General features: G+C 65.7%; 16 protein-coding genes. 4 read left to right on the top strand and 12 right to left on the bottom strand.

The genetic code is table 11. The features are described from left to right. Positions 1 to 17 precede the first annotated feature (17 nt). Genes Q0P59_RS11265 through Q0P59_RS11280 form a run of 4 tightly spaced genes read right to left on the bottom strand, consistent with a single transcriptional unit; the run spans position 18 to position 3,444 of the window. Positions 18 to 2,135, bottom strand: coding sequence for a methyl-accepting chemotaxis protein (locus Q0P59_RS11265; RefSeq protein ID WP_295006561.1), 2,118 nt, complete (start codon positions 2,133 to 2,135; stop codon positions 18 to 20). A gap of 37 nt (positions 2,136 to 2,172) precedes the next feature. Continuing rightward, positions 2,173 to 2,685, bottom strand: coding sequence for a chemotaxis protein CheW (locus tag Q0P59_RS11270; protein WP_295006562.1), 513 nt, complete (start codon positions 2,683 to 2,685; stop codon positions 2,173 to 2,175). 4 nt (positions 2,686 to 2,689) lie between these two features. Then, positions 2,690 to 3,055, bottom strand: coding sequence for a response regulator (locus Q0P59_RS11275; RefSeq protein ID WP_150428164.1), 366 nt, complete (start codon positions 3,053 to 3,055; stop codon positions 2,690 to 2,692). 14 nt (positions 3,056 to 3,069) lie between these two features. After that, the gene (locus tag Q0P59_RS11280) at positions 3,070 to 3,444 is read right to left on the bottom strand and encodes a response regulator (protein WP_295006577.1); all 375 of its coding nucleotides are present in this window, start codon (positions 3,442 to 3,444) and stop codon (positions 3,070 to 3,072) included. Positions 3,445 to 3,673: 229 nt separating this feature from the next. Here Q0P59_RS11280 and Q0P59_RS11285 point away from each other — a divergent pair, with 229 nt between their 5' ends. The 4 genes from Q0P59_RS11285 to sugE are packed head-to-tail and all read left to right on the top strand — an operon-like array spanning position 3,674 to position 6,780. After that, positions 3,674 to 4,531, top strand: a complete 858-nt coding sequence (locus Q0P59_RS11285; RefSeq protein WP_295006563.1) for a hydroxymethylpyrimidine/phosphomethylpyrimidine kinase — start codon at positions 3,674 to 3,676, stop codon at positions 4,529 to 4,531. Beyond that, the gene (gene thiE, locus Q0P59_RS11290) at positions 4,518 to 5,153 is read left to right on the top strand and encodes a thiamine phosphate synthase (protein ID WP_295006564.1); all 636 of its coding nucleotides are present in this window, start codon (positions 4,518 to 4,520) and stop codon (positions 5,151 to 5,153) included. Before Q0P59_RS11285 ends, thiE begins: the two co-directional genes overlap by 14 nt. Continuing rightward, positions 5,150 to 6,445 carry a glutamate-1-semialdehyde 2,1-aminomutase gene (gene hemL, locus Q0P59_RS11295; RefSeq protein WP_295006565.1) on the top strand — a complete coding sequence of 432 codons (1,296 nt, stop codon included), beginning with the start codon at positions 5,150 to 5,152 and terminating at the stop codon, positions 6,443 to 6,445. The genes thiE and hemL overlap by 4 nt, the downstream gene beginning before the upstream one ends. Next, positions 6,442 to 6,780: a quaternary ammonium compound efflux SMR transporter SugE gene (gene sugE / locus Q0P59_RS11300; RefSeq protein ID WP_295006566.1), complete on the top strand. Its 339-nt coding sequence runs from the start codon at positions 6,442 to 6,444 to the stop codon at positions 6,778 to 6,780. Before hemL ends, sugE begins: the two co-directional genes overlap by 4 nt. A 15-nt stretch (positions 6,781 to 6,795) precedes the next feature. Here the strand turns inward: sugE and mgtE are convergent, their stop codons facing one another. From mgtE to Q0P59_RS11345, 8 genes are all read right to left on the bottom strand, one after another. Beyond that, the gene (gene mgtE / locus Q0P59_RS11305; RefSeq protein ID WP_295006578.1) at positions 6,796 to 8,238 is read right to left on the bottom strand and encodes a magnesium transporter; all 1,443 of its coding nucleotides are present in this window, start codon (positions 8,236 to 8,238) and stop codon (positions 6,796 to 6,798) included. Between the two features lie 94 nt (positions 8,239 to 8,332). Continuing rightward, positions 8,333 to 9,028, bottom strand: a complete 696-nt coding sequence (mtgA, locus tag Q0P59_RS11310) for a monofunctional biosynthetic peptidoglycan transglycosylase (protein WP_295006567.1) — start codon at positions 9,026 to 9,028, stop codon at positions 8,333 to 8,335. Then, positions 9,025 to 9,849 carry a shikimate dehydrogenase gene (gene aroE / locus Q0P59_RS11315; protein ID WP_295006568.1) on the bottom strand — a complete coding sequence of 275 codons (825 nt, stop codon included), beginning with the start codon at positions 9,847 to 9,849 and terminating at the stop codon, positions 9,025 to 9,027. The genes mtgA and aroE overlap by 4 nt, the downstream gene beginning before the upstream one ends. A 66-nt stretch (positions 9,850 to 9,915) precedes the next feature. Beyond that, positions 9,916 to 10,806: a TonB family protein gene (locus tag Q0P59_RS11320; protein ID WP_295006569.1), complete on the bottom strand. Its 891-nt coding sequence runs from the start codon at positions 10,804 to 10,806 to the stop codon at positions 9,916 to 9,918. After that, a complete protein-coding gene (locus Q0P59_RS11325) occupies positions 10,803 to 12,704 on the bottom strand; it encodes an RNB domain-containing ribonuclease (RefSeq protein WP_295006570.1) in 1,902 nt (633 codons plus the stop codon). Before Q0P59_RS11325 ends, Q0P59_RS11320 begins: the two co-directional genes overlap by 4 nt. Before the next feature lie 7 nt (positions 12,705 to 12,711). Continuing rightward, positions 12,712 to 13,281: a YqiA/YcfP family alpha/beta fold hydrolase gene (locus Q0P59_RS11330; protein ID WP_295006571.1), complete on the bottom strand. Its 570-nt coding sequence runs from the start codon at positions 13,279 to 13,281 to the stop codon at positions 12,712 to 12,714. Further along, the gene (locus tag Q0P59_RS11335) at positions 13,266 to 14,090 is read right to left on the bottom strand and encodes an undecaprenyl-diphosphate phosphatase (RefSeq protein ID WP_295006572.1); all 825 of its coding nucleotides are present in this window, start codon (positions 14,088 to 14,090) and stop codon (positions 13,266 to 13,268) included. The genes Q0P59_RS11330 and Q0P59_RS11335 overlap by 16 nt, the downstream gene beginning before the upstream one ends. Before the next feature lie 277 nt (positions 14,091 to 14,367). Then, positions 14,368 to 15,003, bottom strand: a complete 636-nt coding sequence (locus tag Q0P59_RS11345; RefSeq protein ID WP_295006574.1) for a LysE family translocator — start codon at positions 15,001 to 15,003, stop codon at positions 14,368 to 14,370. Between the last annotated feature and the right edge of the window lie 235 nt (positions 15,004 to 15,238).

The following is a 15,238-nucleotide window of genomic DNA, read 5'->3' on the forward strand; positions in this document are numbered from 1 at the left end:
CTCGCGATCGATCTTCGTCAATCCACCTTGAAGCCGGCGACCGAACCCTTGAGTTCGGAAGCCAGCGCGGTCAGCTCATCGACGGCCTCGGCGGTGCGCTGCGTACCGGCCGTGGTTTGTTCGGTAACGTTCAGGATGTCCTGCATCAGGCGCGCCACCTGGCTGGCGGAATCGGCCTGGCTCTGCGTCGAGCTGGAAATGTCCTGAATCAGGTCGGCCAGATCGCGCGACACCTGGCCGATTTCGGACAGCGCCTGGCCGGCCGCATCGGACAGCTTCGCCCCCTCGACCACCCCGCGCGTCGATTGCTCCATGGCGGACACCGCATCCTGGGTGTCGGTCTGAATGGTCTTCACGATCGCCGCAATCTGTTTCGTCGCTTCGGCCGAGCGTTCGGCCAGTCGCTGCACTTCCTCGGCAACCACCGTGAAGCCGCGCCCGGCGTCGCCGGCGGAGGCGGCCTGGATGGCGGCGTTCAAGGCCAGAACGTTGGTCTGTTCGGTAATGTCGGAAATCAGTTCGACGATTTCACCGATCTCCTGCGAGCTTTCGCCGAGGCGCTTGATTCGCTTCGAGGTTTCCTGGATCTGGTTGCGGATTTCGTTCATGCCCTTGATCGAGTCTTCCACGGCCTGCGTACCCTTTTCGGCGGCCATCAGCGACTGGCGGGCAACCTGGGCGGACTGGGTGGCATTGCTCGACACTTCCGTCATCGAACGCGCCATGTCCAGCGCCGACTGGCCGGCTTCCTTGATCTCGACCGACTGGCGTTCGGCGGCATCGAGCAGTTGCGCGGAGTTCAGGCGGGCGATCTCGGTGGCGGCCGTCACGCGGTTCGCCGCGTCGTTGATCCGGCCGACCAGCACGCGCAGTTCTTCAATCGTGTAGTTGATCGAGTCGGCGATGGCGCCGGTGATGTTCTCGCTCACGGTCGCGGTCACGGTCAGGTCGCCGTCGGCCAGGTCGCCCAGTTCGTTCATCAGGCGCAGAATGGCGTCCTGGTTGTCGCGGTTGGTCTGGTCCGACGCCTGGCGTTGCTGTTCGGCGGCCGCCGCGCGGCGCTCGGTATCGTCGAGATAGACCTTGGCGAGCAGGGCCAGGGTGGCCACGGCGGCGACGGTGAGCACGATCAGGAAGAAAACGTACATGCCGCGGCCGGCGGAGCCTTCCTGGTAGCCGAGGGCCAGGTTGTCGGTGGCCTTGAGCAACTCTTCGCTGCCCCGGAAAATCTTCGAACCGGCCTGCTTGGACAGCACCAGCGGCTGCATGTTGCCGAGAATGCTGGAAATGGCGCCCTGGTATTCCTTGAACGCCGCATTCAGTTCGTCCAGCTTGGCGCGGGTGTCGGCATCGCTCCCCGTCTTGCCGAGGCCGGCCAGGATGTCGCGGAAGGCGTTGGTATCCTTGCCGAGCAGGAAGGCCACCTCGGGGTTGATTTCGTCGCCGACGAGCAGGGCCGAGGCGTTCTTGGCGATCCGCTGGGTCAGCATCACCAGCTGGTTGGCGTTGGCGATCTCGCGGGCACTGGCGCCGGACTGCAGCTTGAGCGTCGCGACCTGCTCGGTCAGCTCCAGCATCGCCGCATTGTTGTTGTCGATGGTCGCCACGTTCTTGCCCAGCTCCACCAGGTTTTTCTCCTGGCCGATGACGGTCTCGGCATTCTTGTCGTTCGGCATCCACAGGCTGGTCAGCGCCTCCAGCTGGGGATGCACCGCCTCCGGCGAGGCCGGAACGCTCACCGAGCCGATCTCGCCGCCGTTGGTCAATTGATTCAGCAGCTTGCCGAAGGTCTCGCGGGAATCCTTGAGCTGGGCGAAGGCCACGGCGTTACCCTGGAGGGCGAGCGAGGACGCTTTCGCCAGACGCTGGGACAGCATGCGCATCTCGCCGGCCGCCGCCACATAGGCGGTGTTGTTCGCCGATTCGCGGTTGTCGCGCAGGACGAGGACGGCAATCAGCAACAGCAGCAGCACGAAAATGCCGCCCAGCGTCTTCATCTGCTGGACGACCGACTGGCCGGCCAGGAAGGACGGCAGGGGCATCTTGCTCGCCGACGTCATGTCGGCGGAAACGGTCATCGGGGCACCGGCGTTGCCGGATGCGCCAATCTTCGGAAATTTGAAGCCAAAAGCCATGGAACGCCTCCAAAGGGGATGGGGCTACTACCCTCTATCAGACCCCGATATTCATGAAATCCTGATCGGCCAGCAGTTCGCGTACCGACAATTTGTGCCAGATTTTTCCGTGCGTATCGGCGAAACGCTGCCGCCCCCAGGCAGGCATCGACGCATCGGGCGCCTCGGGCGTGAAGTCTTCCGGTTTTTTCAAACCCAGCATGCGCGACACCAGCAAGGCCGCATTGGTGCCGTAGCGCGAGCCGATCAGCAGCAGGCGCGCATTGGCGTTCTGGACGATGGGGGAGCCGCCGCGGAATACCGAAAAGTCGCTGACCGCATGGAGATTGCCCCGAATGTTGGAAATCCCGACGAACCACGGACGGGTCAGCGGGACCGGCGTGACCTGCGAGGCCTGGACGATTTCCCCGCCGTCGGACAGATCGACGAGCCAGGCTTCGCCGCCTGCCTCCACCCCCAGCCACGACGAGGCACCCTTGCCCTTGGCCGCCTGACTCAGGCGGGTCGCCAGGTACGCCTGGAAATCCCGAAGACTCGTCTTCCGTGCCATCGGTTTATGGCAAGGCCGCGATGCGTTGCAACAGCTCTTCCGGATTCAGCGGTTTGACCAGATAGTCGATCGCCCCCTGCCGCAAGCCCCAGATCTTGTCGGTTTCCTGCCCCTTCGAGGTGCAGACGATGATGGGAATCGACTTGGTATCTTCGTCGCGGGTCAGGGTGCGCGTGGCCTGGTAGCCGTTCAGGCCGGGCATCACGACATCCATGAGGATGAGATCCGGCTTGCTGGCCTTGGCCTTGGCGATGCCTTCCTCGCCATTTTCCGCGGTGCTGACCTGATAACCTGCCTTGGTCAGCACATCGACCGTGAAAAAGCGCTCGGTAGGCGAGTCATCGACAACGAGAATATTCTTGACGGGCATTTCTTCTTCCTGAGCTACGAATTGGATGCAGTTTCGGCCGGCAGCGCAAACGAAGCCACTGTCTGCAACAGACTGTCTTTGGTAAACGGTTTGGTGAGATATTGGTCGGAACCGACCATGCGCCCGCGCGCCCGGTCGAACAGGCCATCCTTGGAGGACAGCATGATCACCGGCGTCGCCTTGAAGCGCGCGTTCTTCTTGATCAGGGAACAGGTCTGGTAGCCATCGAGGCGCGGCATCATGATGTCGCAGAAGATCACGCTGGGCTGGTGGTCGGCGATCTTGGCCAGCGCGTCGAAACCGTCTTCGGCAAGGACAACCTGGCACCCGGCCTGGACGAGAAATATCTCGGCGCTGCGCCGTATCGTGTTGCTGTCGTCTATCACCATGACCTTGACGCCACGCAGTCTCGACAAATCAGTCAATTTACCTGTCCCCTCGGCCTCTTGACGAGGCACTTTCACTATCGCTGCATCATACTACGGAAGTAATGCCCGGGACCAAGCGCGGCAACACTGTCACATCGGTCAGCTGGCGACTTCGGCAACACCAAGATTCGGATAAAATCCGGATCATCTTACCCAATTCCCGTCGCACCCGCCAAGGGCGCGCGCTTCAATGACTCATACCCAAGCCCCCTGCCCGCCCCTGGTCCTCGTCTTCGCGGCCAGCGACCCGTCGTCCGGCGCCGGCATCCAGGCCGACCTCCTGACCCTGGCCAGCCTGGGCTGCCACCCGCTCACCGCGCTGACCGCCGTCACCGTCCAGGATACCGTCGGCGTCCAGAGCGTCCAGGCGCTTGCCGCCGAGACGGTCGAGCAGCAGGCCAGGACCATCCTCGAGGACATGCCGGTCGCCGCCTTCAAGATCGGCGTGCTGGGCAGCGTCGAAAACGTGCTGGCCGTCGCCGAAATCGTCTCCGACTACCCGGACATTCCGCTGATCCTCGACCCGGTGCTCGCCTCCGGGCGCGGCGACGACCTGTCCGGCGAGGAGATCATCTCCGCCATGCGCGAGATGCTGCTGCCGCAGACCACGCTGATCACGCCGAACGCCCCCGAAGCGCGCCGCCTCGCGGAAAACGACGAAGACGACAGCGAGCCGGCGATCGACGTCTGCGCCCAGCGCCTGATCGAGATGGGCGCCCAGTACGTGCTGATCACCGGCACGCACGAAAACACGCCACAGGTCATCAACACGCTGTACGGCCCCGACGGCGTGATCCGCCGCGACCAGTGGGAGCGCCTGCCGGGCAGCTACCACGGCTCGGGGTGCACGCTCGCCTCGGCGATCACCGGCTGCATCGCCGGCGGCGCCAGCATCGAGGACGCCGTGCGCGACGCCCAGGACTATACGTGGCAGACCCTGAAGAACGGCTTTCGCGCCGGCATGGGTCAATTCATTCCCGACCGTTTCTTCTGGGCCCGGAACGACGACGATGACACCCCGGACGACAAGGCCGATGAGCCAAAATAAGCTGCGCGGCCTGTATGCCGTCACCCCGGACCAGGCCGACGGTGCCCTGCTGCTCGGCCAGGTCGAGGCGCTCCTGGGCGGGGGATGCCGCATCCTTCAATATCGCGACAAAATCAGCGACAAAGCGGAGCAGCTTGCCCGGGCCAAGGCGTTGCGCGCGCTGACCCGGCGCTTCGGCGCCACATTGTTGCTCAACGATGACATCGCGCTGGCCTCCCTGGTCGGCGCCGATGGCGTCCATCTCGGCAAGGACGACGGCAACCTGCACGCCGCGCGCGCCATCCTCGGCCCCGACAGAATACTGGGCGCCTCGTGCTATGCCGACTTTCAGGCCGCCACGGCAGCCGCCGCAGCCGGCGTCGACTACGTCGCATTCGGCGCCGCCTACCCGTCCCCGACCAAGCCGGAGGCGCCGCGCGCCGGGCTGGCGCTGTTTTCCCGGGCGGCCAGCGAACTGCCCGTGCCGGTCTGCGCCATCGGCGGCATCACGCTCGACAACGCGCCGCCGCTGATCGCCGCAGGCACCGCGCTGCTTGCCATCATCACCGACCTTTTCTCGGCGCCGGACATCGCCGCCCGCGCCGCCCAATTCCAGACACTTTTCGAGAGAGCCCGACCATGAGCCTGCACGCAAAATCGCGCAACGAAGAACTCTTTGCCCGCGCCCAAAAACACATCCCCGGCGGCGTCAATTCGCCGGTGCGCGCCTTCCGCTCGGTGGGCGGCACGCCGCTGTTCTTCCAGAAGGGCGTCGGCGCCAAGGTTCAGGATGCGGACGGCAAGTGGTACACCGACTACGTCGGCTCCTGGGGCCCGATGATCCTCGGCCATGCCCACCCCGAAGTCATCGCCGCCGTGCAGGCCGCCGTGGTCGACGGCCTCTCCTTCGGCGCGCCGACCGAGAAGGAAGTCGAGATCGCCGACCTGCTGTGCGAACTGGTGCCGTCGATGGACATGGTGCGCCTCGTTTCCTCGGGCACCGAGGCGACGATGAGCGCCATCCGCCTGGCCCGCGGCTACACGGGGCGCGACATCCTGGTCAAGTTCGAGGGCTGCTACCACGGCCACGCCGACAGCCTGCTGGTCAAGGCCGGCTCCGGCCTGCTCACCTTCGGCAACCCGTCGTCCGGCGGCGTCCCGGCCGGCACCGTCGAGACGACCATGGTCCTCGCCTACAACGACCCGCAGGGCCTGGCCGAGGCCTTCAAGGCACATGGCGACAAGATCGCCGCGGTGATCGTCGAGCCGGTGGTCGGCAACATGAACCTGATCGCCCCAACGCCGGAATTCCTCAAGGCCATGCGCGACCTGACCGCGCAATACGGCGCCGTGCTCATTTTCGACGAAGTGATGACCGGTTTCCGCGTCGGACCGAAGAGCGCCCAGGGCCTGTTCGGCATCACGCCGGACCTGTCGACCTTTGGCAAGGTGGTCGGCGGCGGCATGCCGATGGGCGCCTTCGGCGGCAAGCGCGAGATCATGGAAAAGATCGCCCCGCTCGGCCCCGTCTATCAGGCCGGCACGCTGTCCGGCAACCCGATCGCCACGGCCGCCGGCCTGGCCACGCTGAAGCTGATCCAGGCGCCCGGCTTCCACGAATCGCTGGCCGCCAAGACCAAGGCGCTGTGCGACGGGCTGGTCGCCGCAGCAAAGAAGCATGGCGTTTCCTTCAGCACCCAGAACATCGGCGGCATGTTCGGCCTCTATTTCGCCGACGCCTGCCCGGCCACCTACGACGCCGTGCTGGCCTGCGACAAGGAAGCCTTCAACCGCTTCTTCCACGCCATGATAGATGCCGGCCACTACTTCGCGCCGTCGGCCTTCGAGGCCGGCTTCGTCTCGGCCGCCCACAGCGATGCCGACATTGCCGCCACCGTCGCCGCCGCCGACGCCTGGTTCGCGAGCCTCAAATGAGTTCGCTGCAAGCCTGGCTGGTGCTGCTGGTCGCCGGTCTCTGCGAGATCGGCTGGGCGGTCGGACTCAAATACACCGAAGGCTTCAGCCGGCTGGTGCCCTCGGTGGCGACCCTGGCGGCGATGGTGCTCAGCGTCGTGCTGCTCGGCTGGTCGCTGAAGGTGCTGCCGCTGGGCACCGCCTACGCGGTGTGGACCGGCGTCGGCGCGGTCGGCACGGCCATCCTCGGCATGTTCCTGTTCGGCGAGTCGCGCGAAGCCTTGCGCTTCGTCTGCATCGGCCTGATCGTCGCCGGCATCGTCGGGCTCAAGCTGGTGACCCCCGACAGCCACTGAGCCACCCGGCCCGGCTTACATCAGGAACAGCGTCGCCAGGCCGAGAAAGATGAAGAAGCCCCCGGAGTCGGTCAGCGCGGTGATCATCACCGAGCCGCCGACCGCCGGGTCGGCGCCGAACTTCTGGCGCAACAAGGGGATGCCGACACCGGCCGACGCCGCCAGCAACAGGTTGAGCGTCATTGCGGCCGTCATCACGATGCCGAGCTTGACGCTGCCGTAGAGCGACCACGCGGCGATACCCAGCAACCCGCCCCAGATCAGGCCGTTGATGCTGGCCACACCGAGCTCCTTGCGCAACAACCGGCGCATGGCGTCGGGCTGGACCTGGCCCATGGCGATGGCGCGCACGATCATGGTGATCGTCTGGTTGCCGGAGTTGCCGCCGATGCCGGCGACGATGGGCATCAGCGCCGCCAGGGCGACCAGCTTCTCGATGGAATCCTCGAAGGCGCCGATCACGCGCGAAGCGACGAAGGCCGTGACCAGGTTGATGGCCAGCCACGCCCAGCGGTTTTTCACCGAGTCCCAGACCGAGGCGAAGATGTCTTCTTCCTCCTTCAGACCGGCGGCGGCCAGTTGTTCGTGTTCGGCTTCCTCGCGGATGTAGTCGACCACCTCGTTAACCGTCACCCGCCCGACCAGCTTGCCCTCGGGGTCCACCACCGGCGCCGACACCAGGTCGTAACGCTCGAAGGCTTTGGCGGCCTCCTCGGCGAAATCGTCGGGCTCCAGCTCGACGAAATCGGTCTGCATCAGCGTGCTGACTTCGACATCGACTTCGTTCACCAGCAGGATGTTGAGCGGCAGCACGCCCTTCAGGCGTTCGTCGCGATCGACCACGAACAGCTGGTCGGTGTGATCGGGCAGTTCGTCGAAACGGCGCAGGTAGCGCAGCACGACTTCGAGGGTGATGTCCTCGCGCACGGTGACCATGTCGAAGTCCATGATCGAGCCGACCGAATCCTCGGGATAGGACATCGCCGCCCGCAGCTGCTCGCGCTCCTCGACCGGCAGCCCCCGGAAGACGTCGTCGATGACGCCCTGCGGCAGGTCGGGCGCCAGGTCGGCCAGCTCGTCGGCGTCGAGGGTCTCGGCGGCGGCGACGAGCTCGGTGCGCTCCATCGATTCGATGATGCTTTCGCGGACGGCATCGGAAACCTCGAGCAGCACCTCGCCCTCGAGCTCGGGATTGACCAGCCCCCAGACGATCAGGCGCTCATCGGTGGGCAGCGCCTCCAGCACGTAGGCGATGTCGGCCGGGTGCATGGGCTCGAGCTTGCCCTGCAACTCGTGCAGATGCTGCTTGTGGACGATGTCCTCGACCAGGTCGTGGCGCGGCCCTTCCTGGCGATGCACCAGCTCTTCGACCAGCTTGTGCCGGGCGAGCAGGGTCTGCACCTCGGCGAGGCGCTCCTGCAAGTCTTCGGTGTCGGTCAGCTGGGCTTCTTCGCTCATGGTGCGGTGCGGCAAAAGGTCTGCCATTTTAGCACCGGGCAGATGACCGGGTTCCTACAAAATCACTGCGGAAAACCCCTGTCCGGTGAATATTTCACGGCACATCGGCGCTCGCCATGCGGCCGAGGATGATGGCCGTCTTTCGTCCCAATCCGGGGGCTGCCCGGTTGCGGTCGTAATAGCGGGGATTGGGCACCATGCCGGCCAGCCGCGCCGCCTGCTCCGGCCCCAGCTGGGCCGCGCCGACGTTGTAGTAGTGGCGTGCCGCCGCCTCGGCGCCGAAGACGCCGTTGCCCCACTCGATCACGTTCAGGTAGACCTCGAAGATGCGCCGCTTGCTCCACAGGTTCTCGAGCATCAAGGTGATGATCGCCTCCTCGGCCTTGCGGAAATACGACTTGTTCGGCGTCAGGAAGAGGTTCTTGGCCAGCTGCTGGCTGATGGTCGAACCGCCGGCCACGAAGCGCCCCTTCTTCTGGTTCTTTTCCAGGGCTTTTTGCATCCCTTCCCAGTCGAAGCCTTCATGATCGACGAACTTGGCGTCTTCCGCCGCGATGATCGCCCGCTTCAGGTGAAGCGAAATCCGCTCATAGGGAACCCACTGCTGCCTGAGCTGCGCCTGCGGATTCTTGAGCCGCAATTCGGCGAGCCGGATTTCCATGAATTTCGTTTCGCCGGGATTGACCCACCCCCACAGCAAGACCCAGCCGAGCAGCCACAGCTGCCATGACAGAAAAATGCCGACCAGGCCGAGCAGGCACCACTTCAGCCAGCGGCCCAGCGTTTTCATCCGGCCAGCCCGGCGCGCAGGTCGGCCAGCACGGACGCCGTCTGCGGACGCACGCCGCGCCAGACGAGGAAGGCTTCGGCCGCCTGCTCGACCAGCATGCCCAGTCCATCGGCGCAACGCCCCGCCCCTTGTTCGCGCGCCAGGCGCAGGAAGGGCGTTTCGCCCTTGCCGTACATCATGTCGTAGGCCAGGCTGCCGGGCGCGAAGAGCCCCTCGGGCAGCGGCAGGCTTTCGCCCGACAGGCTTGCCGAGGTGGCGTTGATCAGCACATCGAAGCTGCGACCGGCATAGCACCCGAAATCGCCGCCGTCGACCGGGGCGAGATCGGCAAAGGCGGCGGCGAGCGCTTCGGCCCTGGCGGCGGTGCGATTGGCGATGGCCAGCGCCGCCGGCCCTGCGGCAAGCAGCGGGGCGATCACGCCGCGCGATGCGCCCCCGGCGCCGAGCAGCAGGATGCGCTTGCCGGCCAGCGAACAGCCGAGGTTATGCACAATGTCCCGCACCAGCCCGGCGCCGTCGGTGTTGTCGCCGAACACCTCGTGGCCGGCGAAGCCCAGCGTATTCACCGCGCCGGCCCGCGCCGCCCGGTCGGAGAGGCGGGTAGCCAGCCGGAAGGCATCCTCCTTGAACGGCACCGTCACGTTGGCCCCCTTGCCGCCTGCCGCGACGAACTCGGCGATCGCGGGCGCAAAGCCGTCGACCGGCGCCAGCCGCGCCTCGTAGCGCATGTCCTGCCCCAGCGCCGCGGCAAAGGCGGCGTGGATGAGTGGGGATTTGGAGTGGGCAATCGGATTGCCGAATACGGCGTAAAGATCGGACATGGCGGAAGAGCGGAAGGAAACGGAATCGGACGAAAAGGCTAACACGACGCCCCGACTGCGGCCGCGTTACTTGCTGGCCGTATTCAGGGCATCGCCCTGCGTGAAATACCAGGTTCGCGCGAAGGAGAGCACGGTCGCGCCGCCCAGCCCCTGCGCCGGGATGGGACCGAAGGGCGCCGACATGCGCAGGATGCGCAAGGCGGCCTGATCGAGCACCTTGTGGCCGGAGGACCTGGAAATCTCGGCGCTGTACAGGCTGCCGTCCTCGGCGCGCAATTCGACGAAGATGACCACCGCGCCATACAGCTTGCCGCGCGCCTCGGGGGGATAGTTCAGGGTACCGATGCGCTCGATCTTCTGTTTCCACGCATCGAGGTAGGCGGCCAGCACATATTCCTCGGTGCGCGCCCCGACAAACTTCTTGCGCGGCTTCTTGCTGTATTCGTCGGCGGTCTTGGCGATTTCCCCCTCCAGGCGGGCCATCGCCCGCGCCGACTCGGCCAGGTCGAGGCCGCTGACGCTGGGCGCGGGAGCGGGCTGCTCGCTGACCATCTTCTCGGTGGCCACGGTGCGCAGGCTCTTCGCCTGGGTCAGCAACTTCTGCTGTGCCGTTTCAAGCTCCTGCACGCGCCGCTGCATCTGCTGGAGATCGTTGCCCTCGGTCTGCTTCTGCGTCGGCGGCAAGGGTGTCCTGGCCCGGCGATTTTCATCGGTGTTGCCGCCGCCGTCGAGGTTGGCCTGCGCCAGAGCCTGCGCATCGGACGGCTTGCGCGCCGATTTGGCATTGACCAGGATGATGTCCATGGCCTTTTCCTGCATGGCCTTCGACGCTTCCGGAAACTTGAAATGCAGGGTCAGCAGCAGCGCATGAACCGCCAGCGAGACGGCAATGGCGAGCCACAGCCGGCGGTCCTGCTCGGCGGCACGCGCGCGGCGGGGACTGACCGCCGGCTTCACGCCTCGTCCTCCTCCACGGCTTCTGCGGCATTGCTGTCGCCCAACAAGCGGAGGAAACGACAGCTCACTTCCGGCACCAGCAGGTCCATGCCGTCGACAGCCAGATGCACGCGCTGCCCCGGCAGCAGGTCGACCGGCAGCGACGGCACGCGCAGCATCAGCGGCAGGTGGTCGAGCTTGACCAGCTGCTCGCGGCGCACGGTGGCATCGATCTCCGTCACCCCATGCTGCTGCAGCCAGCGCAGGCACCAGTAGCGCTCCATCTGGCGCTGGAAATCGGCATAGGCGCCGTAGGTCACCTCGAAATCGCGCATCGCGCCGAACAGCTCGGCCGACTTCTGGGCGAAGGCCGGGGTCTCGCCCTTCAGGCAGGCGATCAGCTGCCATTGATTGACCAGGTCGCAGTAGCGGCGCAGCGGCGAAGTCATCCACGCGTACTGCGGCACACCGAGGCCTTCGTGCGGCAGCGGCGAGGTGGTCATGCGCACCTTGCCCTGGGTCTGGGCGCGGTACAGGCAGGCGACATTCTTCTCGGCGAGCAGGCCGCCCCAGGTCGAGTTGGCGACGATCATCAGTTCGGCGACCAGCTTGTCGAGCGGGCTGCCGCGCTTGCGTTCGCTGATGTCGACCGTGCACGCATCGGGATCGGCCAGGTCGCCGGCAATGGCGAAGTTGTAGTCGTTGATGCCCTGCACGGCGGAGGGCTTGCCGCGCCGGCCTTCGCAGGCGTTGGCGAAGTGCCACAGGTGGAGCAGCTCGTCCTTGAACGGCTGGTCGGGCAAGGGCCCGCCGATGGTTTCCGCGTTGAACCACGGCTCGACTTCATGATGGCGCAAATTGGCGGCGATATGCACCATTTCCAGCCGCGATTCGTGGCTGAGGATTTCCAGCGACTCGTTCACCGTCAGGTAGAGCGACACCGCCGGGCAGTCGACGCCGCCGGCCAGCGTGTAGTTCTGGACGACGGCATCGGGCAGCATGGTGATCTTGTTGCCGGGCATGTAGACCGTCGACAGGCGCGCCCGCGCCACGCCGTCCAGCGGCGAACCGTGCGCGATGGCCAACCCCGGCGCGGCGATGTGGATGCCGATGCGCGAGCCGATGCCGGGCAGCCTGACGACCGACAGGGCATCGTCGATCTCGGTGGTGTTGGCATCGTCGATCGAGAAGGCGCGGACGTCGGCCTTCGGCAGGTCGGCCGGCAGACCCGGCGCCGCCAGCGACGGGAAGCCGACCCCTTTCGGGAACTGCTCGTGCAGGAAACGCTTGTAGTGCAGGTGGTAGGCCGACTTGATGGCGCCGCAGGCGAACAGCAGCTGCGCCGCGGTCTGGCCGGTCTCGGCGCAGGCCGCCTCGAAGGCCTTGGTTTCCGGCTTGTTGCGGTCCGGCGCGTAGAGCAGGGCATCGGTCAGGGCGCCGATTTCCGGCGGCAGGCGGAAGGCCTTGAGTTCGCCTATCCAGCCTTCAATCGCGAGCGCTTGCTGACGCTTTTTTTCAAGACTGGCCAGAGCAGCTGCGAGAATGTCGGGAGGCGCCTTGCGGAAGCGGCCCTTGCCTTTGCGATGGAAATAGACGGGCGCGGCGTGCAGGGCAAGCAGCACCGCCGTCGCTTCGACCGGGGCGGGGTCGTGTCCGTAGTAATCACGGGCAAAATCCAGAAACGAAAATTCGCCATCGCTGACGCACTCCCACAGGAAATCTGCTTCGATCTCTTCGGCCAGCGGCGTCGCCTGCTCCAGCAAGCCGCCCGCCGAGGGCTTTTCGAAACGCAACAACACGGTTGCAGCCTTGATCTTGCTCCGTTTGCCGGTGGGCATTTCGACCTGCAACGAGCTGTCGTTGTCGGCCATGATGCTACCGGCCTTGAAGCCGCCATCTTCTTCAAACAATACGTTCATCGGCGGATTATAGCCCAGCGAATTCAATGATTTGCGACACGAAGTCGGGAAACTTCGTGAAGCTGTGGTCGCCGCCCGCCAACACGCTTTGCCGGCACCCGGCGTAGAAGGCCTGCGCCTGACGATAATCGAGCACCTCGTCGCCCTCCTCGACCAGCAGCCAGTAGCGTTCCGGGTGCGGCTGGCGAATCTGCGCCTTCAGTTGCTGCCCATGCGCTTCGGTGAAGGTGAATTTTTCGCCGGAATGGAAATTGGCATGCTCACCGGCAAAACGCCCCAGATCGAGGCTCGCGGTCACCGCCGGATTGACCAGAACCGCCCGCAGGCCATGCTTTTCGGCCAGGTGATTGGCGTAATGGCCGCCCAGCGACGAACCGACCAGCACGACATCCCCGCCGGCCTTTGCGATCAGGCGGTCGGCGCAGGCCACCGCCTCGTCGGGTACCGGCGACAGCTGTGGGCAGACGAAATGCCCCGCCAGGCCGCGCCGTGCCATCTCCTCGCCGAGCAGGCGCGATTTCCACGACGCCGGCGACGAGCAGAAGCCGTGCAGGTAGAGGATCAGTGGGCGGTCCATTGCACCCAGCCGAAGTGCGCCGTCGCCAGCACGACGATGCCAAAGACGATGCGATACCAAGCAAAGGGCACGAAATCATGGCTGGAGATGAAACGCAGCAGCCAGCGCACGCACAGGAAGGCCGACACGAAGGCCGAGACGAAGCCCACCGCCCACATGCCGATATCGTCGGCGCTGAGCAGGGCGCGCTCCTTGTACAGCTGGTAGACCGTCGCCACGCCCAGCGTCGGAATGGCGAGGAAGAAGGAAAACTCGGTCGCCGCCTTGCGCGACAGGCCGAAGAGCAGGCCGCCGATGATCGTCGCGCCGGAGCGCGAGGTGCCGGGGATCAGCGCGAAGGCCTGGGCGATGCCCAGCTTCAGCGCGTCGGCGACGGTCATGTCCTCGACGTTTTCGACGCGAATCCGGTGTTCGCGCTTTTCGGCCCACAGGATGACGAAAGCGCCAAGAATGAAGGTCGTCGCCACGGCAATCGGGTTGAACAGGTTGGCCTTGATCGCCTTGCCGAAGCTCAGGCCGAGAATGGCCAGCGGCAGGAAGGCGACAAACAGGTTGAGGATGAATTTCTGCGCCGCCTTGTCGTTGAAGGCGCCCCGCGCGACGACCAGGAGGCGCGCGCGATACTCCCAGACGACCGCCAGGATGGCGCCCGACTGGATCACGATTTCGAACAACTTGCCGCGATCGTCGTTGAAATCGAGCAGATCGCCAGCCAGGATCAGATGCCCGGTCGACGAGATCGGAAGGAATTCGGTCAGCCCCTCGACGATGCCGAGAATGAGCGCCTTGAGCAGGAGGATCGGGTCCATGGAAAGCAGCCAGGTTGGGGAGGCCGCATTCTACTATCCCGGGCGTGTAGCCGCTTCCAGATTTGCCAGCCAGACGAGCGCCTGCTGGCGCGACTCGCCGCACATTTCCAGCGACGGCTGCAGGCCAGCGCAGCAACCCGGCCGTTCCGGGCGGCCGAAAATGGCGCACCGGAGCTGGGCATCCAGATGCACGCAGGGCTGCCCTGCCGGCTTGTCCAGCGACGATATCGATGGCGCGATACAACACGCGCCGCAGCCGGGACGACAATCCATGCCCTTAGCGCCCGCTCAACAGACGCAGACCGAGCAACAGGAACAGGCCGCCGGCGGCGCGATCGAGCCATGCCGACAGGCCGGGGCGCCGGGCCAGCCGTTCGCCGAGGGCGCCGGCGAAGGCGCCGATCAGCGCGAACACCAGCGCCGCCTGCACGGTGAAGACAATGCCCAGCTGCACGATCTGCCAGGCCGCATCGCCGCGCTCGGCCTGTACGAACTGGGGCAGGAAGGCGAGAAAGAACAGCACCACCTTGGGATTGATCGCATTGGCCAGCAAACCGCGCCGGAACAATCGAGCACAGCTATCGGCAGGAACGGCCATGCGTCCCGCATCGGCGGGTGCCGCATGGCGTATCGCCTGAATGCCGAGCCAGACGAGGTACACGCCACCGGCCACGCGCAAGGCGCCGAATGCCAGCTCGGACGCGACGATCAGCGCCCCCACCCCGAGCGCCGCCAGCGCGGTGTGGTTCAGGCAGCCGGCCGCGCAGCCCAGCCCGAAGGCGACCCCCTGCCTGCGGCCGCGCGCCATGCCCAGGCCGAGGACGAGCAGGTTGTCCGGCCCCGGCGCCAGCGTCAGCAATACCGACGCGGCAATGAAGGGGAGCAACTGGGCGGAGGAGAGAAAGACGTCCATCGGCGCAAGCTTAAATGAAAAACGGCGGGAACCAGGGCCCGCCGCTTCTTCATGCCGGATCGCCCGGCCTGACTGCAGGCCTCACACCTTGCGATAAACCTCTGCCCCGCTCTTCACGAACTCGACGGCCTTGGCTTCCATCCCCTTGTCCAGGGCCTCGGTCTCGGCGATGCCCTGCGCCGCCGCGAAGTCGCGCACGTCCTGGGTGATCTTCATCGAGCAGAAGTGCGGGCCG

The organism is uncultured Dechloromonas sp., assembly GCF_945957265.1.
Classification (GTDB): Bacteria; Pseudomonadota; Gammaproteobacteria; order Burkholderiales; family Rhodocyclaceae; genus Azonexus.